A 24,681-nucleotide genomic window follows, 5' to 3' on the forward strand; every position below is an offset into this window, starting at 1 on the left:
GGTGTTAACCGGGCCGGTGGTCTGAATGTCACCCTTGGCAGAAAATCTGTCAGGCAGCTTTCGTCATCCCGCGCAAGACGTACTGGAGGATGCCACCATGCCTATAATATTCGACCTCGTCCAGAGTATCGACACGGCACAGAAGCGGTACTTCCTGCGTGGAACCATCCGTACGGGTAATGACCATGGTCACATCCATACGGGGTGAGAGCTTGTCAACGCCCTTGATGCTGATGGTTTCATCACCCTTCAGCCCCAGAGACTTGCGATCCGTGCCGGGCTTGAAGACCAGCGGCAGAACGCCCATGCCCACCAGATTGGAGCGGTGGATACGCTCGAAGCTTTCGGCCACAACCGCCTTAACGCCCAGCAGCAGCGTGCCTTTGGCCGCCCAGTCGCGCGAGGAGCCCATGCCGTATTCCTTGCCGCCAATCACGACCAGGGGCACGCCCTCGTTCTTGTATTCCATCGCCACATCATAGATGGCGCCTTCCTTCCCATCGGGGAAGTGCTTGGAATACCCACCTTCGGTGCCCGGCAGCATCTCGTTCTTGATACGGATGTTGGCGAACGTGCCACGCACCATCACGCGGTCATTGCCACGACGCGAGCCGTAGGAGTTGAAGTCCTTCGGATCGACCCCGTGCTCGATCAGATAACGGCCAGCCGGGGAGTCCTTCTTGATGGAACCGGCAGGGGAAATGTGATCGGTGGTGATATTGTCACCCAGCAGGGCAAGAATACGCGCCCCTTCGATATTGCCCGGAGCAACAGGCTCCACCGCCATGTTCTTGAAGTACGGCGGGTCCTGCACATAGGTGGACTTGGTGTCCCAGCTATAGGTTTCGGAACCCGTCGCAACCTTCAGGCCCTGCCATTCCTTCGTGCCCTTGGACACGTTGGCATAACGCTTGATGAACTCTTCACGCGTGATAGCGGACGCGATCAGATCAGCGATTTCCTTGTTGGAAGGCCAGATATCCTTCAGATAAACCGGCTTGCCGTCCTTGGACGTGCCGAGCTGCTCCGTGGTGATATCCTTACGCATGGTGCCAAGCAGCGAATACGCCACCACCAGCGGGGGGCTGGCCAGATAGTTGGCACGGACGTTGGGGGAAATACGCCCTTCAAAGTTACGGTTGCCCGACAGCACCGACACGGCCACGAGGTTGTTGTTCTCGATGGCATCGACAATATGGCCGGGCAGCGGGCCGGAGTTACCGATACAGGTGGTGCAGCCATAACCAACGGTGTTGAAGCCCATGGCGTCCAGATCTGCCGTAAGGCCCGAACGGTTCAGGTAGTCCGTAACCACCAGCGAGCCGGGCGCGAGCGAGGTCTTGACCCAGGGCTTGGGCGTCAGGCCCAGTGCCCGTGCCTTGCGCGCCACCAGACCGGCGGCAATCAGCACCGCCGGGTTGGAGGTGTTGGTGCACGAGGTAATGGCGGCGATCACAATATCGCCCTGACCCAGATCGTAGTTGGTGCCTGCAACCGGTACCTTCTTGTCGGCTTCGCCAGCGGGGACGCCGAGCGAGGAGGTCAGTTCTTTTTCGAACTCGGTCTTGGCGCTGCGCAGTTCAACGCGGTCCTGCGGGCGCTTGGGGCCTGCGAGAGACGGCACGACGCTGCCCAGATCCAGTTCCAGAATATCGGTAAAGACCGGCTCGGGGGTTTCGCTCGTGCGGAACATGTCCTGCGCACGCAGGTATTCTTCCACCAGCTTGATGCGGTGTTCGTCGCGGCCGGTCTGGCGCAGGAAGTCGAGCGTCAGCGTATCAACCGGGAAGAAGCCACAGGTCGCACCGTATTCCGGGGCCATGTTGGCGATGGTCGCACGGTCGGCCACGGGCAGGTGGTCGAGGGCGGGGCCGAAGAATTCGACGAACTTGCCCACCACACCCTTCTTGCGCAGCATCTGGGTGACGGTCAGCACCAGATCGGTAGCCGTCGCGCCTTCGGGCAGCTTGCCGGTCAGGCGGAAACCGATCACGTCAGGGATCAGCATCGCAATCGGCTGGCCGAGCATGGCGGCTTCCGCTTCGATACCACCCACGCCCCAACCCAGAACGCCCGCACCGTTGATCATGGTGGTGTGGCTGTCCGTGCCGTACAGGGAGTCGGGATAGACATAGTCCTTACCGCCGACATTGGCGGTCCAGGCAACCTGCGCGATGTATTCGAGGTTCACCTGATGGCAGATACCCGTATCAGGCGGCACGACCGAGAAGTTCTCAAACGCTTCCTGACCCCAGCGCAGGAAGGCATAACGCTCGGCGTTGCGTTCGAATTCAAGGGTGATGTTTTCCTGCAGGGCGTCTTTCGTACCCGCGAAATCCACCATCACCGAATGGTCGATAACCAGATCGACCGGAACCAGCGGGTTCACCTTCTGCGGGTCGCCCTTGAGGTTCACAATCCCGTCACGCATGGCCGCGAGATCGACAACACCCGGAACACCCGTGAAGTCCTGCATGAGAATACGGGAGGGCTTGAAAGGCACTTCCTTGGTGCTGCTCCCCTTGGGCAGCCAGCCGGCAATGGCCTTGGCATCGTCCACGCTGTAGGAACGGCCATCCTCGAAACGCAGGATGTTCTCCAGCAGAACCTTGAGCGACACCGGCAGACGGCTTACGTCGCCAATGGTCTTTGCCGCTTCAGGAATGGAGAAGTAGTGATAGGTCTTGCCGTCCACCGTAAGGGTGCGGCCAGTTTTGAGTGTATCGTGCCCAACCGATTTCATAGTCGTTTCTCTCCCCGATCACAGCCGATGGCTGGTGATGCGTTCAGGACACCGCCGCATGGTGCATCATGCGTTGTCCGGTCCGGTCAAACCCGGCACCACCGGACAATCGGCTTGCTATCCCGTTGGGGCTAGAACATACCGGCACTTGTAAAAGGCACAAGCGGGTAAGCAACCACGAGAGCGAGAGCTTTCATGCTTTCCCGGTCTTGCATGGTAACAATAAGGAGAAGTCCGATCTCCGCCGCTCCGTCTCTCCCCCCGTCCGGCCCGACAGTCCCGGCAGGTTGCCCCACCGGGGGCATTGCCCCCACCAGTCCACCAGCCGCCACGGCCTATAGCCCGACCCTTGTGGCGCAGGATCTTGTGGTGTTCCGGGGCGACAGGCTGGTGCTTGATACACTCAGCCTGAGCCTGAGCGCAGGCGAGGCCCTGCTGCTGACAGGGCCGAACGGGGCTGGCAAATCCACCTTGCTGCGGGTTCTGGCCGGGCTGCGCCAGCCGGATTCGGGCGCATTGCTGTGGCAGGGGCAACCCACCCGGCAAGACCGCGCCGCGCATGCCGGGCGCGTGGCCTATCTCGGCCATCAGGAGGCGCTCAAGCCCGGCCTGAGCGTGCGTGAGAACCTCAGCCTGTTCGCCGCCGCTGGCCAGCTTGCCGCACAGCTCCGCACGCAGGAAGGAGGCTCCGATTCCTATCACAGCCCCTACGGCCTGCCCGAAGCACTGGCCGCAATGGATCTTGTGCATCTTGCCGACCTGCCCGCACGCCTGCTCTCCGCCGGACAGAAACGCCGTACCGCGCTGGCGCGTGTTCTGCTGGCGCAGGCACCGCTGTGGCTGCTGGATGAACCCAGCCTGGGGCTGGACACCGCCGCCATTGCCCTTCTGGGAACCGCCATGGCCGCACATCGGGCGCGGGGGGGCCTGATTATCGCCACCACGCATGTGCCGTTACCACTGGAGTCTCCCGCAACGCTGGCCTTGCCCGGCGCCACGGATCACATCACGGACAGCCTCCTGTCCGACCCGCACGGGCCGTATCCGCGCGAAGACGAGGACCATCACCCATGACATCGCTGTTCTGGCACATTGTCTTGCGCGACCTGCGGCTGGCCCTGCGACATGGTGCAGATACGCTGGGGGCGGTGCTGTTCTTTATTGTAACGGCTACGCTCTTCCCGCTTTCGCTCGGGCCTTCCCCCGAACTGCTGCGCCGCATGGCGCCGGGCATTATCTGGGTCTGCGCCCTACTGGCCTCCCTGCTACCGCTTGACCGGCTGTTTGGTGCGGAGCTGGAAGACGGCTCGCTCGACCAGCTCATGCTGCTAGGCCTGCCCCCTTCGCTGGTGGCGCTAGCCAAAATGACCGCACACTGGCTGACAACCGGCCTGCCACTCCTGCTGGCGGCCGGGCCACTGGCCACCATGCTGGGCCTGCCCGGCACCGCCCTGCCGGTACTGCTGGGTGGGCTGCTGCTCGGCTCGCTCGTTCTTTCCCTGATCGGGGGCATGGGCGCCTCTATTGTACTGGGCGCACGCCGGGGCGGGGTTCTGCTGCCCCTGCTCACCCTGCCGCTCATTACCCCGGCCCTGATTTTCGGGGCCGCGGCCATTGATGCGGCAGCGACCGGCCTGCCGTGGAAACCCGATCTGGAACTGCTGGGGGCCTTTGTCGCGGCAGCCCTCCCGCTCTGCCCTTTAGCCGCCGGGGCCGGACTGCGCGCCGCCACCGAATAAGCGGCAGCATAATAAAAAAAGCGCGCCGTTCGTTAAAACGGCGCGCTTCAGTCAGCTTGCGTTGCCCCTACGGGCAAATGCTATCGGCTCAGATATAGTGCTCGGCCAGCGGCGCAAAGCCGTTAAACCGGGTGGAGCAGTAGGTGGAAACATACGCCCCGGTACCCAGCAGATCGATCATCTCGCCCGATTCGAGATCAAGCGGCAGGTCGTAGCGGGTTTTTTCGTACAGGATATCGGCACCATCGCAGGTCGGCCCGGCCAGCGCCACGGGGCCAGACGGCGCACCATCACGCCCGGTGCGGATGGCATAGCGGATGGATTCGTTCTCCGTTTCCGCCAGACCACCAAACCGGCCAATATCCAGATACACCCAACGCAGCCCGTCCTTGCGACCACGCGCACTGACCAGAACCACCTCGGTATGTACGACCCCGGCCTCACCCACGATAAAGCGGCCCGGCTCCACCAGCATTTCAGGCATGGCGTTGCCGAAATGCTCGGTCATGGCGCGGAAAATCGCATCCGCGAAATGATCGATCTCGGGCACATCCTCACGGTAGCGGATAGGAAAACCGCCGCCCAGATTGATCATGCGCAGATCCAGACCGGCCGCACTCAGGTCGGTGAACAGGCTTGCCACGCGGGCAATCGCCACCTCATACGCCTCGGCTGAAAGCTGCTGGCTACCCACATGAAAGGACAGGCCATACGGGTCCAGCCCCATGTCACGGGCGGCCAGCATCAGATCACGGGCGGATTCGACCGTTGTGCCAAACTTGCGCGACAGCGGCCATTCGGCTGCGTAATTGTCCACCAGCAGGCGGCAATAAACGCGGCTACCGGGCGCATGACGGGCCAGCTTTTCCAGCTCCTCACGGCAATCGAAAACGAACATACGCACGCCTGCTTCATAAGCAGCGCGGATGGCCGAAACCTTTTTGACCGTATTGCCAAAGGAAATGGCCGCAGGATCAGCCCCGGCCTGAAGGCACAGGGACACTTCCTCCCACGAGGCGGCATCGAAGCAGGAACCAAGCCCGACCAGACGATCGAGAATGGGTGCGGCGGGATTGGCCTTGACGGCATAATAAATGCGCGCCTGCGGCAGAACGCGCCCGAGAGCGCGGTAACGGGCTTCAACCTCGTCAACGTCAACGACAAGGCAGGGTGTTGCCGGGTTGTTCTCGGCAATGAAACGGGTAATTTTGGGATTCATGGCTCCCACTCCCCCATGTCATACTTCTCCGGCATGCACAGCGGAGAAGGAGTTGCGAAACGGTCTAACGGACCAGCGACCAAAGGCAGACCGCCCAGAAAAGTAAGGACGATCCCGATTGCCAGAACGCTTGACGTCGTTGCGTAACCTCAGAGGGCCAGTGGCACGTGCGTTGCTGCGTAGGGGAGCGCATATGCGACCAAACCGCCACAAGCGCAAGTAAAAAAAACAGTTTGCCCGAAAAAACATGACAACACGCGACCGTGACCGTTAAAAGACAGGGCAGTAATGCTGGTTCCGCGCCATAATTCATGGCTCTAGCGGCCCAAAGCCCGCCCCGGTGCCCACAGGCCGACAAGGCGCAGAATGAAAGACACCACCCCCACAATGCAGGCGTTCACGCGGCCCGATTCTTCCCAGCTTTCTTCCGATTCCTCTGCCCCGGCCGCAGAAACGACTCATGGCCACCCGGCACCCGATACGCCCCCCGCCCCTCCCCGGCCCGATACGCCGCTTACCCTGCGCTGGGCCGACTGGCGGCATATTATCGTGCAGACCATCCGCAGTCTGGTGGCTGGCCCGTCCACACTGGTGGCGGCGGGGTGCGCGTTCTACAGCACGCTGTCGCTGTTTCCTGCCATCAGTGCGCTGATTTCAATCTATGGTCTGGCGTTTGACGTGCAGACCGTCACCCCGCAGATGGACGCGCTACGCCCGCTCCTGCCCCCCAGCGTGTTCATGCTGATCCAGAACCGGGTACAGGTGCTGGTGGCCGAACCCCATACCTCCCTGACCCTGAACCTGATCATTTCGCTCACGGTGGCGCTGTGGTCCGCTTCAGCGGCGACACGCTCCATCATCTCGGCGCTGAACATGGCGTATAATGCGCGTGAGCATCGGAATTTCTTTGTTTTTCAGGCAACCGCCTTCGCCCTGACCCTGTTTTCAGTGCTGGGAGCCGTGCTGACCATCGCCCTGATGGTGGCCATTCCGCTGCTGCTGAACCTGTCCGTTCGGCTGCATATTCCGACACCGCCGGGTTCAACCGACTTCCTGAGCACCCTGAGCGGGCCGCTGATCCTGTTCACGTTCGAAATTCTGGCCCTGTCCACGCTTTACCGCTACGGCCCTGACCGGCAGCACCGCACAGGCTGGCGCTGGGTCATGCCCGGCGCGGTGCTGGCCAGCTTTGTGCTTATCCCGGCTTCGCAGCTCTTTTCGTATTATGTGGCGCATCTGGCCAGCTACAACACCACTTACGGGCCGCTTGGGGCGTTCATTGTCATCATGATGTGGTTTTTCGTCACGGCATGGGTGGTGCTCATGGGGGCCGAACTCAATGCGGAAATGGAAAGCTATGCCCGTGGCCACCCAAGGCTGATTGTCTGGCACAGCATGACACCCGAAGGGCAGGACTGTGACAATGACGATGAGCCGCCCGCACAATCCTGAGCCGGGCTGCACCGCACTCTGTCAGATAACCCTGATCAGGGGGCAATAACCCCGCAACGGCTCAGCGCCGCGCCACAATCCTGCGCCCCGCATGGGTATGGGCTGAAACGCCATGCCTGATTTTGGTGCGCGAACCTGCGGCAATATGGCTCGGGGGAAGGATCAGCTCATCCGCACCCAGCCCCAGATCCTCTGGCGCTTCGGCCACTTCATGGGCCGTAGCGGTTTCAACCCGCACATGCGCCACACCCGAACCTAGCATACCGATCTGTGCGGCGGCCGCGTGCGAAAGGTCTATGATCCGGCCTTTCTTGTAAGGGCCACGGTCATTGACCGTCACCACTACAGAGCGTCCTGTTTCCTCCGATGTCACGCGCAGCTTGCTGCCCAGAGGCGCAGTCGGATGTGCGGCAGTCAGGCTGGCCCGGTCAAAAGGAGACCCAGAAGACGTGCGCCGGTGGTGAAAACGCCCACCATACCAGCTTGCCATCCCTGTCTGTATAGGGCGGCCATGCTGGCCTGCTCCGGCCTGCGTTCCACCAAAATCGCGCAGGGCGGTGTCTTCCTGACTACGGGCCTGCAGCGCGCGGCTTACGGAGTCGGCCCAGGGCGTACCCCCTGCCTGTATGGCGCCAGACTGTGCCGTCCCAGAGCGTTCGGGCAGGTCGCCAGCGCGGGCTGCCACGCTTCCCCCCCCTGCAATCAGGGCGGCAAGCACGGTCAACCATCTCGCTCGTCTCCGGTTTTGGACTGGCATCCGCCTGCTCCATTTCCGTAAATCTGGGCTTAACGCCCCTGCACATGACCGCCTTGGGCCACAGGAATCAACCTTTTTCTGCCTCTGCCCCCTCATGGACAGAACCCGGCACAGGACTGTCTGCCCCCTGTGCGTGGCGAAAATAAGGCTTCATCACCCCCCTCATTCTTTGGTGCATACCCAGCGCATGCTCGCCTTTGCGGCCCGGCTGCACCACGCCCATGCTGTCTTCTCTTGGAGAGAGCACGGCATCGTGCTAGGCCCCTGCTCTATTATGGAAAGACCTCTCATTGCTGTTCTGAACGGCCCGAACCTGAACATGCTCGGTCAGCGTGAACCCGAAATTTACGGTCGGGCCACGCTGGACGATGTTGAGCAGCTTTGCCTCCGTACAGCCGAAAAGCTGGGGCTGGCGGTGGATTTCCGCCAGACCAACACCGAAGGTGAGCTGATTTCCTGGGTGCAGGAATGCCGCAAGCGGGCGCGGGGTATCGTGATCAACCCGGCAGGGTACAGTCATACCTCCATCGCCCTGCTTGACGCACTTCTGGCTTCGGATCTGCCGGTAATCGAGGTTCATATCTCCAATATCCACCGCCGCGAGCCATTCCGCCACCACTCTTATGTCTCCCGCGCCGCCACCGGCGTTATCTGCGGACTAGGCGTAGGGGGGTATTCTCTGGCATTGCAGGCAATGACCGATCTTATTGCAAATGAGGACAACCGATGAGCGGACTGCTCGTGGACGCGGATGCCATCCGGGCTCTGGCTGAAATTCTGGCTGAAACAGGCCTGACCGAAATCGAGATAGCGGAAAAGGAAAGCCGCATCCGTGTGGCGCGCATGCCCGCACCCGTGCAGGCCGTGGCTGCTGCCGCTCCTGCCGTGGCGCAGGCACCCGCACCGGCGGCAGCCCCTGCGGCAGCGCCCGCACCGGCCGATCTCTCGCGCCACCCTGGTGCGGTGTCCAGCCCCATGGTGGGCGTGGCCTATCTGACGCCCGACCCGTCCTCGCCCCCGTTTGTAACGGAAGGCCAGAGTGTTAGCGCAGGCCAGACCCTGCTGCTGATCGAAGCCATGAAAACCTTCAACCAGATCAAAGCTCCCAAAAGCGGCACGCTCAAGACCCTTCTTGTCGCTTCGGGTGATCCGGTGGAATTCGGCCAGCCGCTTGCCATTATCGAGTGATGTTTTCCAAGATCCTCATCGCCAATCGTGGCGAAATCGCCCTTCGCATCCTGCGCGCCTGCCGGGAGCTTGGCATTAAGACCGTGGCTGTCCACTCCACTGCCGATGCCGATGCCATGCACGTGCGTCTGGCGGATGAGGCTGTGTGTATCGGCCCGGCTGCATCGCGCGAGTCGTATCTGAATGTGGCGGCCATTCTTTCGGCCGCGACCATTACCGGGGCGGAAGCCATCCACCCCGGATACGGCTTCCTGTCCGAAAATGCGGATTTTGCCGAAACCGTGGAAGCCCACGGGCTGGCCTTCATTGGCCCCACGGCAGAGCATATCCGCATGATGGGCGACAAGATCACGGCCAAAACCACCATGCTCGCACTGGGCGTGCCGCTGGTGCCCGGCTCGGACGGCGAACTGGCCGATCTGGACGAGGCCCGGCGCGTGGCTGATCAGGTCGGTTATCCCGTACTGATCAAGGCAGCGGCTGGTGGCGGCGGTCGCGGCATGAAAGTCGCGCATTCGGCTGACGAACTGGCCGATGCGTGGAACATGGCCCGGACAGAGGCACGCGCCGCCTTTGGCAATGACGCGGTTTACATGGAAAAATACATGGACCGCCCGCGCCATATCGAGCTGCAGATTCTGGGCGACAACTACGGCAACGTGGTGCATTTCGGTGAACGCGACTGCTCCTTGCAGCGCCGCCACCAGAAACTGCTCGAAGAGGCAGGCTCTCCCGCACTCAGTGCCGAGGAACGCGATAGCATTGGCCGCACGGCCACCGAAGCGCTCTCGCGCATGGGCTACCGCAATGCGGGCACACTCGAATTCCTGTATCAGGATGGGCAGTTCTGCTTCATTGAAATGAACACCCGCCTTCAGGTCGAGCATCCGGTCACGGAAATGGTGTGCGATGTGGATCTGGTGCGTGAGCAGATCCGTCTGGCAGCCGGTGAGAAGCTTGGCTACACGCAGGAGGATGTCACTTTCTCCGGCCATGCAATCGAATGCCGTATCAATGCTGAAGACCCGGCCACCTTCATCCCCTGCCCCGGCACAGTTGCGGTCTATCATCCGCCGGGCGGCTTGGGCGTACGCGTGGATAGCGCGTTGTACACCGGCTACCGGGTGCCGCCGTTCTATGACAGCATGATCGCCAAGCTGATCGTACACGCCCCCACCCGTGAACAGGCTATCGCCCGCATGCAGCGCGCACTGGACGAGTTTGTGGTGGAAGGCATCAAGACCGTTATTCCGCTGCACAGGCGTATTCTTGAAGATGCCGAGTTCCAGAAGGGTGAATACACCATTCACTGGCTGGAACAGTTTACCGCCCGCGCGCAGTAACACGCGCCCCCTTTTGAGGGGGATAACCGGCAGACAGACGCAACAGGGGCGGCTCTTGTTACAAGAGCCGCCCCTGTTGTTTTATCAGTACACCAGACCTGTCAGGACAGGGCGTGAGATGGCTCTGCCGCAGGAGAGGCCGTAGCCCCTTCGTCTTCGTCCTGATCTTCACTCACCGCGATCCGCCGCCCATTGGCTGCCGTGGGGCGGAACGCACCAGTCCGCAGTGCGTTCTCGATATCCTCAAGAGACGCCCCCGCCGTTTCCGGCACGCAGAACCAGACAAACACCACCGATGCCAGATTAACCCCGGCATACAGCCACATGGCGCCCCCCAGTGAAATCTGCTGCACCAGAGACAGGGCTGTGGCCGTCACCAGCAGGTCGGCTCCCCACAACACGGACGCATGCACGCTCGATGCCGCCGCACGCATGGGCAGGGGAAACATTTCAGCTCCCAGAAGCCAGCCCACAACCTGAATGCCGCCGGAGTTGAACACCATGAACAGCAGCAGGAAAACGATAACCAGCCAGCTCCCGACACTCCCCTGCGCAGGGTGCAGGGCAAACACTATGCCAAGACCAAGCAGGCTCAGCACCGACCCCGGCCCCATAATCAGCATCAGCCTGCGCCGGCCGATCTTATCCACAAACAGGCAACCCAGCAGGGTCATGATCAGATAAACCGCCGCCACGCCAAGGCTAGTCAGCAGGGCGCTCGACCCGCCAAACCCGGCACCAGACAGGAAGGTGGGGGTATAATAAATCATCATTTCCAGCCCACCAGCCTGCGTAAAGAACGCCGTGCCAAGGGCCGCAATCAGGGCTGGCCGCACCCACGGAAGCATGAGGCCGCGCCAACCACGTTCCTCGTCCTCCATACCCGAAACGCTCTCATGAATTTCGGTAATTTCACGCCGGATCAGCTTGCGTGACGAGCGCACCCGCCCAAGCTGTTCGAGCGCAGGCACCAACCCCTCGTTTTCCGCCACCCAGCGCGGGCTGCGCGGCATGAAGAACATGCACACAAAAACAAAGGCCGCCGGGCCAGCCGCCACGGCAATCATCGGCCGCCAGCCCCAGCTATCACGCATGGCAAAACCAATAAGGTTGGCCATAAAGATGCCCACACCAATGGCAACATTAAAAACCGTCACCAGATTACCGCGCTGGCTGGCTGGCGCGAGTTCGGAAATATACGTGGGCACCACCTGTGTGGAGCCCCCCACCGCCAGCCCCAGATAAACACGCGCTATAATCAGCGTTGTCACATCCGGCGCCTGTGAGCAGGCCAGTGCTCCGGAGGTAAACACCGCGGTCACAATCATGACAGCACTCCGCCGCCCGAACCGCTCCGACAGCCACGACACGCCCACAGCCCCCAACACCGCACCCACCAGAATGGCTGAGGTAATGAGTTCTTCCTGAACAGAAGAAAGATGGAAATCTTTTTCCATAATAAGTAACGAACCGGAAATTATGCCGGTATCATAGCCGTAAAGCCCACCACATATGGCAGACACAAAGACAGCAAGCCACAATACACGTCCTGCATTGGGCGATATTTCAAGGCTCTTCAGGGCGTTGAGAGCTGATTTTCTTTCGTTTACCATGGCAAAAACATGACATAAACAAAAATCATTTCACATCTATGAATTTTTTCTCTATTGTCATTTTTGTATCCGTGCGTACTCAGCCCGTTTCAGGCTCCTGTACAGCCCGTCCGGATTTTCCATTCTCTCCGAATTTTTCTTGACAGTTCTCAGACCTTGGTTATCTGCTTGCCCCTACCAAGGGGGGTTCCGGCAAGGAACTGAGAGGCCACTACCGTCATCCGCAAGGAGGCACCGTGGCGACCCTGCCATCCGGGCATGAGGCCCGGATGGGGAACCTGATCCGGCTCATACCGGCGGAGGGACTGGTGCCTGACAAGAACAGCCTGCATGGCCACATGCGCGCATAGGCCCGATTGGGTCTGTCTGGTCCGGCCTGTCCTCCTCGGCGGAGGAGAAATGCAATGTCTTCTACCCTGTCAGCCCCCGATACAACGCATGAAAACGCCTCTGGCACTCATGCGGGCGGCAACCCCAAACCAGCCAACACCGCGGCCCCGGCCCCCGGCCAGGTAACCACCGGCCCCATTCGTGGTTCGGCCAAGGTGTATAGCAGCCCGGCGGGTCGCCCGGATATTCAGGTGCCTTTCCGCGACATCATGCTCAGCCCGGATGCGAACGAACCGCCCCTGCGGGTTTACGATACCTCCGGCCCCTATACCGACCCGACCGCCACCATCGATGTAAACCGTGGCCTGCCCCGCGTCCGCTCGGCATGGCTGGCGCTGCGTGGCTATGAGCAGACCACCCCGCGCAGCGTCCGCCCCGAGGATAATGGCAATGCCGAGGGCGCACATCTTGTTGCCCCCTGCCCCGCCCCCCACACGGTGCTGAAGGGCAAGCCCGGCCAGATGGTCACGCAGTATGAGTTCGCCAAGGCCGGGATCATTACCGAGGAAATGATCTACGTCGCGCACCGCGAGAACCTGAGCCGCGAACAGGCTGCCCCAGATGCCGCAGCCCGTCGGGCCGATGGCGAATCCTTCGGCGCGGCCCTGCCCGATTTTGTCACCCCTGAATTCGTGCGGGATGAAATTGCGCGCGGACGGGCCATTATTCCGGCCAACATCAACCACCCCGAGCTTGAACCCGTCATTATCGGGCGGAACTTTCTGGTCAAGGTCAACGCCAATATCGGCAACTCGGCTGTAACCTCCTCCGCCGCCGAGGAAGTGGAAAAGCTGGTGTGGTCGATCCGCTGGGGTGCGGATACGGTCATGGATCTGTCCACCGGGCGGAACATCCACAACATCCGCGACTGGATCCTGCGCAACGCCCCCACGCCCATCGGCACCGTGCCGCTGTATCAGGCGCTGGAAAAAGTCGGTGGCGATGTACAGAAGCTCGACTGGCCAGTTTTCCGTGACACCCTGATCGAACAGGCTGAACAGGGCGTGGACTACTTTACCATCCACGCTGGCGTGCGCCTGCACCATGTGCCACTGACCGCCGAACGGGTGACGGGCATTGTCTCGCGCGGTGGCTCCATCATGGCAAGCTGGTGCCTCAACGGCCACCGCGAGAGCTTCCTGTACGAGCATTTTGAAGAAATCTGCGACATCATGCGCGCGTATGATGTTTCCTTCTCTCTGGGCGATGGCCTGCGCCCCGGCTGTGCTGCGGATGCCAATGATGCAGCGCAGTTTGCTGAACTGGAAACACTGGGCGAACTGGCCAAGATCGCGTGGGCCAAGGGCTGTCAGGTCATGATCGAAGGGCCGGGCCATGTGCCCATGCACAAGATCAAAGAGAACATGGACAAGCAACTGCGCGAATGTGATGAAGCGCCGTTTTACACGCTTGGGCCATTAACGACCGATATTGCACCGGGCTATGACCATATCACCTCGGCTATTGGCGCAGCCATGATCGGGTGGTTCGGCACCTCGATGCTCTGTTATGTGACACCCAAGGAACATCTGGGCCTGCCTGACCGCAACGATGTAAAAACTGGCGTGATAACCTACAAGATTGCAGCCCATGCGGCTGATCTGGCAAAGGGCCACCCTGCCGCCCGCAGGCGCGACGATGCCCTGAGCCGCGCACGCTTCACCTTCCGGTGGGAAGACCAGTTCAACCTCTCGCTCGACCCGGATACGGCCTGCGCCTATCACGATGAAACCATGCCGCGCACGGCCCACAAGACCGCGCATTTCTGCTCCATGTGCGGGCCAAAATTCTGCTCCATGCGGATCAGTCAGGACCTGCGTGAAGATGCTATCCGCCTTGCGGGCATGGAACAAAAAAACGAGGAATTCCGTCAGGCAGGTGGGCGCGTTTACGTGCCTGCGGCAGAATAACGCCACCTAACGACAGGCCCACCCACACCTGCTGGGTGGGCCTTTCCTTTATGGCCTAGAACAACACCAGCAATTAAAAAAGAAAGAGGCATCGGCTGGATCACTCGCCGTCATGCCCCCGGCCCCATCACCGGATCAGAACAAAAGAATGACCAGAACACACTGTTTGGAATTATTTATCCAAAAAGCCAAAGCGGACGAATACCGCCCAAGCGTTGAACAAATGGAAAAAGATTGCCCCTGATATTCAGATAATATATTTTCAGAGCGTCCATTTTCTTACAGACACCCCACCTGAAAAATTCAAATCGCAATATGTGTGCGCACCTCATCTGCCACAAGGGTGCGGGCCTCGCCCGACAGCACCACCTTGCCCCGATCCATAACCGTAACCTGATCGGCCAGGGCAAAAGCAAAATCGAAATACTGCTCGACCAGCACAATGGCCATATCGCCCCGGTCACGCAGCATGCCGATAATGGTGCCGATATCCTTGATAATACTGGGCTGGATCCCTTCTGTCGGTTCATCAAGCACCAGAAGACGTGGGCGAATAACCAGCGCACGCGCAATGGCAAGCTGCTGCTGCTGCCCGCCAGAAAGATCGCCCCCCTTGCGGTCAAGCATTTTGGCCAGAACGGGAAAAAGGTCAAAAATCTCATCCGGCACACGCCGTTGCCCGCGTGGCAAAAGGCCAAAACCTGTTGCAAGGTTTTCACGCACACTCAGCAACGGAAAAATGTCACGACCCTGCGGTACGGTAGCAATGCCGCGTCTGGCACGCTCATAAGCCGGCAGGCGGGTTATATCTTCGCCTTCCCATTCAATCCGCCCGGCGCTGAGCGCGTGCATGCCGGTAATCCCTCGCAAGAGGCTGGTTTTACCCACACCATTCCGCCCCAGCACGCAGGTAACCTGCCCTACCTGCGCACTCAGGGAAACGCCGCGCAAGGCTATGGCCGCCCCGTAGTGCAGGTGTACGTCTTCAACCCTGAGCATACGGGTTGTCTCCTTTGCTTGCGCCCAGCATGCCCAAATGGCTGGCGGCGCATTTTCTAGCGGCCAAGATAGACCTCGATCACACGCGGGTCCGCGCTGACAGTATCCAGCGCTCCCTCCGCCAGTACCGAGCCTTCATGCAGCACGGTTACGCCCACACCCAATGCGCGCACGAAGTCCATATCGTGCTCCACCACTACAACGCTGCGAGTGCGGTTGATTTCACGCAACAGATCGGCTGTGGCCATGGTTTCGGCATCGGTCATGCCCGCTACGGGTTCATCGACTAAAAGCAGTTCGGGCTCCTGCCCCAAAAGCATACCGATTTCGAGCCACTGTTTCTGCCCGTGGCTCATCCCGCCTGCCTGATGTTCGGCAAAATCACCCAGTCGGGTCATATCCAGCAGATGATCCACCCGCGCACGTTCCTGCCCGGACAGGCGTGCCATCAGCACCGCAAACGGTGCGCGCAAACCACTTAATGACAAAAGCAGGTTTTCACGCACGCTTAGAGCTTCAAAAACCGTGGGTTTCTGGAACTTGCGGCCAATACCCATCCGGGCGATGGCGGGTTCATCCAGACGGGTCAGGTCGTGACCATGAAAACGAACACTGCCTGTATCTGGGCGGGTTTTTCCGGTTATGATGTCCATCATCGTCGTCTTGCCCGCCCCGTTGGGGCCGACAATGGCACGCATTTCACCTGCGGCCAGTGTCAGGCTCAGGCTGTTGATGGCGCGAAACCCGTCAAATGTGACGCTGACATCACGCATTTCCAGAAGATATGGCGTGTTCATGCCTCATCTCCTTCCGGGCTGGACACTTCGGGCGTTACGTCCTGTACGGACTGGTGCCGGGCAGGGCCAAACAGCCCCATAACCCCTTTGGGCAAAAACAGCGTTGTTACCAAAAACAAAAGCCCCAGACCGTACAGCCAGAACTCCGGCAACCATGCGGTAAACACGGTTTTGCCCATGTTCACCAGCACCGCCCCCAGCACGGCGCCAGACAGGGTTCCCCGCCCCCCCACAGCAACCCAGATGACAGATTCAATGGAGTTGGCAGGCGCAAATTCACCGGGATTGATAATGCCAACCTGCGTGACATACAGCGCCCCCCCAAGCCCTGCCAGCATGGCTGAAAACACCCACACCAACAGCTTGACCTGCTCGGGCCTGTAGCCAAGAAAACGGGTGCGGCTTTCCGCATCGCGTACCGCCACCAGCAGGTTGCCAAAACGGCCCGCCACCACAAAGCGTGACAGCATGAGCGCCAGCGCCAGCACAATACCCGTAACCACCAGCAACACCGCGCGGGTTACAGGGCTATGCAGATCCGCTCCCAGAATATCCTTGAAATCGGTCAGGCCGTTATTGCCGCCAAACCCGAAACCGTTCTGAAAAAACGCAAGCATGAGGGCATAGGTAAGCGCCTGCGTCATGATGGACAGATACACGCCCGAAACCCGTGAACGGAAAGCCAGCCAGCCAAACACGCCTGCCAGAACGCCCGGCACGGCCAGCACCAGCAGGCAGGCCCACAGGAAATGTTCACTCCCCCACCAGTACCAAGGCAGCTTTGTCCATGACAGGAAAATCATGAAATCAGGCAGGCTGGCATTGCCATACACACCCCGCGCGCCAATTTCGCGCATGAGATACATGCCCATGGCGTAGCCACCCAGCGCAAAGAACGCGGCATGGCCCAGTGTCAGAATACCCGCGAACCCCCATACCAGATCAACCGCCAGAGCCAGCATGGCGTAGGAGAGGTATTTACCCGCCAGCGAAACCGTAAAGGCGGACACATGCAGCGGGCTGCTTTCGGGTAACAGGCTGGCTCCCGCCAGCACCACAGCCCCCACCAGCACCACAATCGCCATACGCGCAACACCCGCGAAGCTCCGTGCTCCGGGAGCCGGTGAAAACAGGCGGTTCATGATTCCACCCCACGCCCACGCACAGGAAACATGCCGCGCGGATTACGCTGGATATACAGGATAACCAGCACAAGAATGGCAATCTTGGCTGATACCGCGCCAATAACGGGTTCCAGCACCTTGCCCCCCATGCCCAGTGTCATGGCAGCAGCCAGTGTGCCCCACAGGTTGCCCACACCGCCGAACACCACAACCATGAAACTGTCGATAATATAGGTCTGTCCCAGATTGGGGCTGACATTATCAATCTGGCTGACAGCCACCCCGGCCAACCCCGCAAGGCCCGCACCCAGACCGAAAGCCAGAGCATCCACACGTGGGGTACGGATCCCCATGAGTGCGGCCATGCGGCGGTTCTGGGTGACTGCACGCATTTGTAGCCCAAGAGGGGTGCGCCGCAGCACGCACATGAGCGCACCCAGCACAAGAAAAGCAAAAATCAGAATGGCAAGACGGTTGAGGGTAATCTCCATCCCCCCCAGCGCGAACGACCCGGTAAGCCAGCCCGGCGTGGTTACGGCGATATTGGTCGGGCCAAACACCGACCGCACAGCCTGTTGCATAATAAGGGACAAGCCCCATGTGGCCAGCAGGGTTTCAAGCGGGCGACCATACAAAAAGCGGATCAGCCCGCGTTCAATCAGCACACCCAGCCCACCGCAGACGCAAAATGCCACCGGAATAGCCAGAAGCAGCGCCACAGGCTCCAGCGAAGGGGCTACCGCACGAACGCCCTGCTGCACCAGCCATGTGACATAGGCCCCGATCATCACCAGTTCCCCATGCGCCATGTTAATCACGCCCATGACACCGAAAGTAATGGCAAGCCCCGTAGCGGCCAGCAGCAAAACGGAGCCAAAGCTCAGGCCATAAAAAGCGTTCTGGCCAATGCTCCATGCCCGCAGACGCCAGTCGATGCTGGAAACCGCCTCCTGTGCGGCCTTGCGAAGCTGGGGATCTTCCGCCTCAGCCGCGCCAACACTGGCGAGAAGACCACGCGCCTCCAGCCCGCCCGTGGCACGCAGGGCGGCAACTGCCTGCATACGCGCAGCAAGCTGGTCTGCCACCGGGGGCTGCGCCAGAATGGTTGCCGCATGCGCCAGCGCCAGTTCCTTGCGAATGGCGGTGTCTTTTTCCGCACTCAGCGCATGTTCGAGCAGCGGCAGAGCCGCCGGATCATGCCGTTCGTACAGGGTCGTGGCTGCACCAAGTCGTGCGGCCCTGTCCGTCGAGAACAAATCCATCCCTGCCCGAGCCCCGGCCAGCGCCTTGCGCACGCGGTTGTTCAGCCGCACGGGGGTAAGCCCTTCCGGCGGCGCCGCTACGGGCTGGCCTGTGCGGGCATCCACATAGGCTGTGTTTTCACGCATGAACAGCCCGCCATCAGGCGCAAAGAAAAGCTGCCGATGTTCCAGCGCACGCAAAACCGTATCCGCCTGCGTAGAGCCAGAAACCGCAAGATCGGTTACGGCCTGCGCCACCGTATCGAACTGGCCGCTGGCCAGTCCGGCAAACGCATCAGCCCGCGCAAGACGTGGGGTTGCAAAAGCAGCCCCCACGCACAGAGCCGCTACAAAGCAGAGCCGTAAAAGACTACGCATGTTTCTTGCTAAGGCAGGTTTTTGTAACCGTGTTGTAATTGCCGCAGACAATCGGCTTGCTCCAGTCACCAATAAGATCCTTGGTTTCCGGCACCCAGGGGGACCATGCCTGCCCCGGCACCAGCGCGGGCGTTTTCCATACAACGGAGAACTGCCCGTCATCCTGAATTTCGCCAATATAAACTGGCTTTGTCAGATGGTGGTCCGGCAGCATCTCGGCAACGCCACCCGTCAGGTTAGGCTGGCGGATACCGATCATGGCGTCGATAACCTTGTCATGATCCGTGCTGCCAACCTTGGTGACCGCCTGCACCCACATGTTAAAGCCGATGTAATGGGCCTCCATCGGATCGTTTGTGGTGCGCTTGGGGTTTTTCGTAAAAGCGTGCCAGTCCTTGATAAAGGCTTCGTTGGCGGGTGTATCAATGCTTTCGAAGTAGTTCCACGCGGCAAGCTGGCCCACCAGCGGCTTGGTATCCATGCCTGCCAGTTCTTCCTCGCCTACGCTGAACGCCATGACCGGAATATCGGTGGCGGAAATACCCTGATTGCCCAGCTCCTTGTAGAAAGGCACATTGGCATCGCCATTGATGGTGGACACAACAGCCGTTTTCTTACCCGCCGAACCAAACGCCTTGATCTGGGATACAATGGTCTGCCAGTCGGACTGCCCGAACGGCGTGTAGTTGACCATAATATCCTCTTCCTTAATGCCCTTGGCCTTCAGGTAGTTGACGAGAATCTGGTTGGTCGTGCGCGGATAGACATAATCCGTACCCACAAGGGCAAAGCGCTTGGCGCCACCGCCTTCCTCGCTCAGCAGGTAATCCACCGCGGGAATGGCCTGCTGGTTGGGGGCCGCACCGGTATAGAAGATATTGCGGCTGCACTCCTGTCCCTCATACTGCACGGGATAGAACAGAATGCCGTCGAGTTCCTCGAACACGGGCAGAACCGACTTGCGTGACACGCTTGTCCAGCAGCCGAACACAGCCGCCACCTTATCTACCGACAGGAGCTGGCGTGCCTTTTCAGCAAAAAGCGGCCAGTTGGAGGCCGGGTCCACCACAACGGCCTCAAGTGGGCGACCCAGTAGCCCGCCCTTACGATTCTGCTCGGCAATGAGCATCAACATCACGTCCTTGAGCGTGGTTTCGCTGATCGCCATAGTGCCGGACAGGGAGTGCAGGATGCCAACCTTGATCGGCTCGCCCTTGGGGGTGGCGGCCAGCGCATCTCCCGGTTTCCAGACAGCACCCAGTGCCGCTGCGGACGATGCCAGAGCCAGACGCCCGAAGGCGCGACGGGAAAGAGGGGGCAGTTTGGCCGACATGAACAAAGCACTCCTGTTGCTGCTACCCTCATTATCAGCCAAATGACAGACAGCCGCGCCATACGCGATCCTGCGTATGGCGCGCAAAGCGCTGAAAACCGCTATAAAGTACATCAGCCAACCGGGAACAGCAGGACCGCGTAACCTTGACGCAAGCCCCGCCGCCAGACACCAGCCGCCTGCGTATTGTCCGCACACGGCGCGCCTACAGCCGCTGGGCGGCCGACCAGACATTCGAGGATTACGCGCTGCGCTTTACGGCGCGCAAGGCGCGGGCGGCCACCCCCATGCGCGCGGCCCTGACAGCGCTTGGCTCCACCTCTTTTCTAGCACTCGAAGCGATGGGCGGCACGCTTACGCTGGCCTTCGGCTTTGCCAACACGCTACTGGCCACCCTGCTGGCCACGGTGGTCATTTTCTGCATTACCCTGCCCCTGTGTGTGGCTGCGGGGCGGGCGGGGCTGGATATAGACCTGCTGACACGCGGCACCGGGTTCGGTTATATCGGCTCCACCATCACCTCGGTTATTTACGCCAGTTTCACGTTCATTTTTTTCGGGCTGGAGGCCGCCATTCTGGCGGGTACGCTGCACGCCCTGCTGGGCATGCCACTGTGGCTTGCGTATCTGGGCTGCTCGGTCATCATCATTCCGCTGGTGACATGGGGCATAACTTTCATCGCACGCTTTCAGATCGCGACCCTGCCTGTCTGGCTTGCGCTCAACCTCATCCCCCTGGCTGCCCTTTTGATCACCAATCCCGCTCTTGTGCCGGGCTGGGTGCGTTTTACCGGCCTTACCCCGGCACTGGGGGATATTAACGCCATTGCCATAGGCAGCGCGGCCTCGGTCATTATCGTGCTGGTCTGCCAGAGTGCGGAACAAATTGATTTTCTGCGCTTCCTGCCCGAGCAAACACCCCAGAACCGTCGCGGCTGGTGGGTGGCGCTGGTTCTGGGCGGGCCGGGCTGGGTGGTGCTGGACGCCTTCAAGATCATGGCTGGCTCCCTGCTGGCATGGACCGTGCTACAGGCCGGTTTTTCAGCAGCGCAGGCGGCCCAGCCGGGGCTGATGTACTGGCTGGCATGGAGCACCTGCGTGCCCCCCCAGCTTGCCGCCGGGCTGACGGTCGCACTGGTGGCGCTCTCGCAGATCAAAATCAACATCACCAACGCCTATGCCGGATCACTCGCATGGTCGAACTTCTTCTCCCGCCTGACGCACACGCATCCGGGCCGGGTTTTTTACGTGCTTTTCAACATCGCCATTGCCCTGCTGCTGATGGAGGCCGGGCTGGTGAACACCATAGAAACCGGCATAACGCTCTATGCCGTGCTGGCCTGTGCATGGATCGGGGCCATTCTGGGGGATGTCACCCTGTGCAAGCCCCTTGGGCTTAGCCCCGCAGGAATAGAGTTCAAACGCGCCTTCCTGCCCGACCTCAACCTTGTCGGGCTGGGCGCATGGGCGCTGGCGGCCACCCTTGGCTTTACCGCCCTGAGCGGTGTGGCTGGCCCGCTTGCCGCAGCCTATGCCCCTTTCATCACACTGGGGCTGGCCTGCCTGAGCGCTCCGGTTCTGGCCTATGCGACAGGTGGGCGCACTTACCTTGCCCGCCGCCCCCCACCCGACTGGAACACCCACGCACACCGAACCTGCGTCATATGCCAGCACCGCTTTGAAGCAGAGGACATGGCCCCCTGCCCGGCCTATGGCGGCACCATCTGCTCGCTCTGCTGCTCGCTGGACAGCCGCTGCCGCGACCGCTGCAAACCCGTATCCACCCGCATGGCCGCACAGATGGCCACCCCCCTGCACCGCCTGCCGCCACGCCTGCGCCATGTCCTGACCTCACCCGGTGGGCGTTTTGCTTTTCTGCTGTGCGGTATTGTCGTCATCATGGCGCTGCTGGCACGCCAGACAGGACTGCCGTTTGACAGCACGCTGCTGATCATCTCCTTTCTGGCCAGCATAGTGGGGGCATGGCTGCTGATCATGGCGCAGGAAAGCCGCCGCACCGCCACGCGCGAAACCCTGCACCAGACCCGCCTGCTCATGAACGAAATCAGGGCGCGCCGCCGTACCGATCAGGCTTTGCAGCAGGCGCGCGAAAAGGCCGAATCCGCAAGTCTTGCCAAAACCCGTTATATCAGCGGGATCAGTCATGAAATCCGCTCACCGCTGAACGCCATCATGGGTTATATCCAGCTTTTCGAACATGACAGGCGCATTCCACCCGAACGGCTGGGAGCACTGGGTATCATGCGCGAAAGTGGCGAGCATATTACCAGCATCCTGTCTGGTCTGCTCGACATCTCACGGATCGAGGCAGGGCGGATCGAACTGCATTCCGATATGGTGGAACTGCCGGTTTTCCTTGAATCCGTTGCACAGATGATCCGTATGCAGGCACAGGCGCGCGGGCTGAACTTTCTCTGGCGGCCCGGCCCGCTGCCTGCGGTCGTCACCTGTGATGAGCACCGCCTGCGCCAGATTTTGCTCAATCTGTTGTCCAATGCCGTCAAGTTTACACCGCAGGGTTCTGTTACCTTTTCCGCAACATGGCAGGCGCAGATCGCGGAATTTGTGATCGAGGATACGGGGCTTGGCATTTCCCTTGAAGATCAGGGCCGGATTTTCGAGCCTTTCGAACGTTCCGCCGCTACGGCCCGCATTCCCGGCACCGGACTGGGCCTGACCATTACAAAACTGCTCACCGAAATACTGGGGGCTGAACTGACATTTACCAGCACACCGGGGGTCGGTACACGCTTTCGCGTCAGGCTAATGCTACCAGACCGGCAAAACCGCCCGGCCCCGCGCCTGTCGGCTTTTCCTACCGGTTATACCGGCCCACGCCGCAGGGTGCTGATTGTTGATGACAACCCCGAACACCGCCAGATCATGCGCGAACTGCTCGAACACTGCGGTTTTGACGTGGAGGATGTGGAAAGCGGCCCCGCCTGCCTGAGCTGGCTGGAAACCGAAAAGGCCGACCTGCTCCTGCTTGATCTGTCCATGCCGGGCATGGATGGGCGTGAACTCGCACTGCGTATTCGCGCGCAAAGAGGCACAACCCTGCCCATCCTGTTTCTGACTGGTAATCTGGTAGAAAGTGCAAACCGGCATGTCCCTTCTCTGGATGACTGCCCGGTCATTGGCAAACCGGTCAACCTGTCGGTGCTGCTCGACAACATCCGTCAAATTTTGTCCCTGTCATGGATCATGCCCGATACGACCGTGGGGGCAGAGCCGCATTCCCACCATGATCCAGCCTCTCTGCCAGCTATTATAGTGGACAATGCCGCCAATATCCCCGCCCGCCAGCCAGTAGGCTCCCTGCCCGCTGCTGAGCGGGCCACCCTGCTGGATGCGCTGAACAGCGGCAATCTACGCCAGTTGAAAAACCATCTGGCACTTTTGCAGGCCAGCCGCCCAGACCTGCATGACGCCCTTGCCCCCCTTCTTGCACTGGCTGCCAGCTATCAGCTTGAAAACCTGCGCCAGCATCTGGAACACACACAGCCATGACCCTGTCAGCCACCACGCGCCGCTGTATTCTTGTCATTGATGACGACCCCGGCGTGCTGGGGATCATGGATGAAAAACTGTCTGACCACGGCTATACGGTTCTGCTTGCCCAATCTGGCGCGGCAGCACTGGAAGTCGTTTCGAACACGACACCTGACCTGATTCTGGTCGATGCCCTGATGCCGGGCATGACAGGATGGGAGGTTTGCGAAAAACTGCGCAGACACCGACAGAACGCGACAACACCGATTATTTTCATGACTGGCCTGACCGAAACAGAGCATGTCCTGCGGGCGTTCGAGGCCGGAGCGGTAGATTACGTAACCAAACCCCTGCGGCTGGAGGAGGTTCTGGCGCGTGTGAACGTACATCTTGAGGTATCGGCCCGTATCCGGGCCACTCATGGTGCGCTGGATGATGTCGGGCGGTATTTTCTGGCCCTGAACCGTAAGGGCGATATCGTGTGGACAACCCCGCATGCGGCCCGTCTGCTGGAACACATCCCCGCCACTCTGCTGGCGGGCCTGTCCATTCCCTCGCCACTCCCCGCACCGGGCAGCATTCTGCTGCAATACCAGCGCGAAGACGATGATCTGAGCCTGATTTTTGTGGGGGCGACCGGTAACGGTATGGGAGAGGATGAACGCCTGCTGCGCATTACCACGCAGGCCCGTCAGCCTGAGCGGGTTCTACAGGACAGGCTGGGCCTGAGCGCGCGCGAGGCCGAAGTACTTTTGTGGATTTCACGCGGGAAAACCAGCCGCGACATCGCGGATATTCTGGTCGTCAGTCCACGCACGGTCGATAAACATATGGAACAGATCTACAATAAAACCGGCCTGAGCACACGCGCGGCAGCCGCGGCCACCGCATCACGCCTGTTGCAGGAAGGGCAGGACAGGCCATAACAACCCTGCCCCGTGGG

18 protein-coding genes are annotated in these 24,681 nt (G+C 60.6%); 9 read left to right on the forward strand and 9 right to left on the reverse strand.

Features of this window, described 5'->3' with window-relative positions; genetic code table 11:
- Nucleotides 1-49: 49 nt before the first annotated feature.
- Nucleotides 50-2,743: an aconitate hydratase AcnA gene (gene acnA / locus J2D75_RS09050; RefSeq protein ID WP_207854476.1), complete on the reverse strand. Its 2,694-nt coding sequence runs from the start codon at nucleotides 2,741-2,743 to the stop codon at nucleotides 50-52.
- A gap of 213 nt (nucleotides 2,744-2,956) precedes the next feature.
- Here acnA and ccmA point away from each other — a divergent pair, with 213 nt between their 5' ends.
- Together ccmA and ccmB are read left to right on the forward strand one after the other, a co-directional pair.
- Nucleotides 2,957-3,817 (forward strand): heme ABC exporter ATP-binding protein CcmA, encoded by an 861-nt coding sequence (gene ccmA, locus J2D75_RS09055; protein ID WP_408736754.1) that lies wholly within the window; start codon nucleotides 2,957-2,959, stop codon nucleotides 3,815-3,817.
- Nucleotides 3,814-4,482, forward strand: a complete 669-nt coding sequence (ccmB, locus tag J2D75_RS09060) for a heme exporter protein CcmB (protein WP_207854482.1) — start codon at nucleotides 3,814-3,816, stop codon at nucleotides 4,480-4,482. Before ccmA ends, ccmB begins: the two co-directional genes overlap by 4 nt.
- An 88-nt stretch (nucleotides 4,483-4,570) precedes the next feature.
- On the opposite strand, the gene J2D75_RS09065 is transcribed toward ccmB, so the two are convergent.
- Nucleotides 4,571-5,701, reverse strand: a complete 1,131-nt coding sequence (locus J2D75_RS09065; RefSeq protein ID WP_207854485.1) for a type III PLP-dependent enzyme — start codon at nucleotides 5,699-5,701, stop codon at nucleotides 4,571-4,573.
- Nucleotides 5,702-6,067: 366 nt separating this feature from the next.
- Here J2D75_RS09065 and J2D75_RS09070 point away from each other — a divergent pair, with 366 nt between their 5' ends.
- On the forward strand, nucleotides 6,068-7,153 hold the full coding sequence (locus tag J2D75_RS09070; protein WP_207854487.1) for a YihY/virulence factor BrkB family protein: 1,086 nt from the start codon (nucleotides 6,068-6,070) through the stop codon (nucleotides 7,151-7,153).
- A 61-nt stretch (nucleotides 7,154-7,214) separates the two neighbouring features.
- On the opposite strand, the gene J2D75_RS09075 is transcribed toward J2D75_RS09070, so the two are convergent.
- Nucleotides 7,215-7,871 (reverse strand): septal ring lytic transglycosylase RlpA family protein, encoded by a 657-nt coding sequence (locus J2D75_RS09075; RefSeq protein ID WP_408736755.1) that lies wholly within the window; start codon nucleotides 7,869-7,871, stop codon nucleotides 7,215-7,217.
- 313 nt (nucleotides 7,872-8,184) lie between these two features.
- On the opposite strand from J2D75_RS09075, the gene aroQ reads away from it, so the two are divergent.
- Genes aroQ through accC form a run of 3 tightly spaced genes read left to right on the forward strand, consistent with a single transcriptional unit; the run spans nucleotide 8,185 to nucleotide 10,441 of the window.
- Entirely contained in the window at nucleotides 8,185-8,640 is a 456-nt protein-coding gene (gene aroQ / locus J2D75_RS09080) for a type II 3-dehydroquinate dehydratase (RefSeq protein WP_207854491.1), read from the forward strand.
- Complete coding sequence (accB, locus tag J2D75_RS09085) at nucleotides 8,637-9,098, forward strand: acetyl-CoA carboxylase biotin carboxyl carrier protein (protein ID WP_207854492.1); 462 nt, start codon at nucleotides 8,637-8,639, stop codon at nucleotides 9,096-9,098. Before aroQ ends, accB begins: the two co-directional genes overlap by 4 nt.
- Nucleotides 9,098-10,441, forward strand: coding sequence for an acetyl-CoA carboxylase biotin carboxylase subunit (gene accC, locus J2D75_RS09090; RefSeq protein ID WP_207854545.1), 1,344 nt, complete (start codon nucleotides 9,098-9,100; stop codon nucleotides 10,439-10,441). The genes accB and accC overlap by 1 nt, the downstream gene beginning before the upstream one ends.
- Before the next feature lie 101 nt (nucleotides 10,442-10,542).
- On the opposite strand, the gene J2D75_RS09095 is transcribed toward accC, so the two are convergent.
- Nucleotides 10,543-12,054 (reverse strand): sugar porter family MFS transporter, encoded by a 1,512-nt coding sequence (locus J2D75_RS09095; RefSeq protein ID WP_207854493.1) that lies wholly within the window; start codon nucleotides 12,052-12,054, stop codon nucleotides 10,543-10,545.
- 404 nt (nucleotides 12,055-12,458) lie between these two features.
- Between J2D75_RS09095 and thiC the strand changes: the two genes are divergently transcribed.
- Nucleotides 12,459-14,354 carry a phosphomethylpyrimidine synthase ThiC gene (gene thiC / locus J2D75_RS09100; RefSeq protein WP_207854495.1) on the forward strand — a complete coding sequence of 632 codons (1,896 nt, stop codon included), beginning with the start codon at nucleotides 12,459-12,461 and terminating at the stop codon, nucleotides 14,352-14,354.
- Between the two features lie 303 nt (nucleotides 14,355-14,657).
- Here thiC and urtE read toward each other — a convergent pair whose 3' ends face one another.
- From urtE to urtA, 5 genes are read right to left on the reverse strand one after another with little or no spacing between them, the layout of a single operon-like run.
- Nucleotides 14,658-15,353, reverse strand: coding sequence for an urea ABC transporter ATP-binding subunit UrtE (urtE, locus tag J2D75_RS09105; RefSeq protein ID WP_207854502.1), 696 nt, complete (start codon nucleotides 15,351-15,353; stop codon nucleotides 14,658-14,660).
- Between the two features lie 56 nt (nucleotides 15,354-15,409).
- The gene (urtD, locus tag J2D75_RS09110; protein WP_207854508.1) at nucleotides 15,410-16,150 is read right to left on the reverse strand and encodes an urea ABC transporter ATP-binding protein UrtD; all 741 of its coding nucleotides are present in this window, start codon (nucleotides 16,148-16,150) and stop codon (nucleotides 15,410-15,412) included.
- Nucleotides 16,147-17,292, reverse strand: coding sequence for an urea ABC transporter permease subunit UrtC (gene urtC, locus J2D75_RS09115; protein ID WP_207854509.1), 1,146 nt, complete (start codon nucleotides 17,290-17,292; stop codon nucleotides 16,147-16,149). The genes urtD and urtC overlap by 4 nt, the downstream gene beginning before the upstream one ends.
- The gene (urtB, locus tag J2D75_RS09120) at nucleotides 17,289-18,893 is read right to left on the reverse strand and encodes an urea ABC transporter permease subunit UrtB (RefSeq protein ID WP_207854510.1); all 1,605 of its coding nucleotides are present in this window, start codon (nucleotides 18,891-18,893) and stop codon (nucleotides 17,289-17,291) included. Before urtB ends, urtC begins: the two co-directional genes overlap by 4 nt.
- Nucleotides 18,886-20,226, reverse strand: coding sequence for an urea ABC transporter substrate-binding protein (urtA, locus tag J2D75_RS09125; RefSeq protein WP_207854511.1), 1,341 nt, complete (start codon nucleotides 20,224-20,226; stop codon nucleotides 18,886-18,888). The genes urtB and urtA overlap by 8 nt, the downstream gene beginning before the upstream one ends.
- A gap of 146 nt (nucleotides 20,227-20,372) precedes the next feature.
- Here urtA and J2D75_RS09130 point away from each other — a divergent pair, with 146 nt between their 5' ends.
- Both J2D75_RS09130 and J2D75_RS09135 read left to right on the forward strand, forming a co-directional pair.
- Nucleotides 20,373-23,756: a hybrid sensor histidine kinase/response regulator gene (locus tag J2D75_RS09130; protein WP_207854512.1), complete on the forward strand. Its 3,384-nt coding sequence runs from the start codon at nucleotides 20,373-20,375 to the stop codon at nucleotides 23,754-23,756.
- Nucleotides 23,753-24,664 (forward strand): response regulator transcription factor, encoded by a 912-nt coding sequence (locus tag J2D75_RS09135; RefSeq protein WP_207854513.1) that lies wholly within the window; start codon nucleotides 23,753-23,755, stop codon nucleotides 24,662-24,664. Before J2D75_RS09130 ends, J2D75_RS09135 begins: the two co-directional genes overlap by 4 nt.
- Nucleotides 24,665-24,681: the final 17 nt, after the last annotated feature.

The sequence above is a fragment of the Acetobacter suratthaniensis genome (assembly GCF_017377745.1).
GTDB lineage: Bacteria > Pseudomonadota > Alphaproteobacteria > Acetobacterales > Acetobacteraceae > Acetobacter > Acetobacter suratthaniensis.

Bases quoted from the DNA above. Each gene is read 5' to 3' on its own strand.
- urtB (WP_207854510.1), bottom strand. From the start codon at position 18,893: ATGCGTAGTCTTTTACGGCTCTGCTTTGTAGCGGCTCTGTGCGTGGGG.
- J2D75_RS09070 (WP_207854487.1), top strand. From the start codon at position 6,068: ATGAAAGACACCACCCCCACAATGCAGGCGTTCACGCGGCCCGATTCT.
- acnA (WP_207854476.1), bottom strand. From the start codon at position 2,743: ATGAAATCGGTTGGGCACGATACACTCAAAACTGGCCGCACCCTTACG.
- thiC (WP_207854495.1), top strand. From the start codon at position 12,459: ATGTCTTCTACCCTGTCAGCCCCCGATACAACGCATGAAAACGCCTCT.
- accC (WP_207854545.1), top strand. From the start codon at position 9,098: ATGTTTTCCAAGATCCTCATCGCCAATCGTGGCGAAATCGCCCTTCGC.
- urtC (WP_207854509.1), bottom strand. From the start codon at position 17,292: ATGAACCGCCTGTTTTCACCGGCTCCCGGAGCACGGAGCTTCGCGGGT.
- ccmA (WP_408736754.1), top strand. From the start codon at position 2,957: ATGGTAACAATAAGGAGAAGTCCGATCTCCGCCGCTCCGTCTCTCCCC.
- J2D75_RS09135 (WP_207854513.1), top strand. From the start codon at position 23,753: ATGACCCTGTCAGCCACCACGCGCCGCTGTATTCTTGTCATTGATGAC.
- J2D75_RS09095 (WP_207854493.1), bottom strand. From the start codon at position 12,054: ATGGTAAACGAAAGAAAATCAGCTCTCAACGCCCTGAAGAGCCTTGAA.
- accB (WP_207854492.1), top strand. From the start codon at position 8,637: ATGAGCGGACTGCTCGTGGACGCGGATGCCATCCGGGCTCTGGCTGAA.
- J2D75_RS09065 (WP_207854485.1), bottom strand. From the start codon at position 5,701: ATGAATCCCAAAATTACCCGTTTCATTGCCGAGAACAACCCGGCAACA.
- urtD (WP_207854508.1), bottom strand. From the start codon at position 16,150: ATGAACACGCCATATCTTCTGGAAATGCGTGATGTCAGCGTCACATTT.
- aroQ (WP_207854491.1), top strand. From the start codon at position 8,185: ATGGAAAGACCTCTCATTGCTGTTCTGAACGGCCCGAACCTGAACATG.
- ccmB (WP_207854482.1), top strand. From the start codon at position 3,814: ATGACATCGCTGTTCTGGCACATTGTCTTGCGCGACCTGCGGCTGGCC.
- urtA (WP_207854511.1), bottom strand. From the start codon at position 20,226: ATGTCGGCCAAACTGCCCCCTCTTTCCCGTCGCGCCTTCGGGCGTCTG.
- urtE (WP_207854502.1), bottom strand. From the start codon at position 15,353: ATGCTCAGGGTTGAAGACGTACACCTGCACTACGGGGCGGCCATAGCC.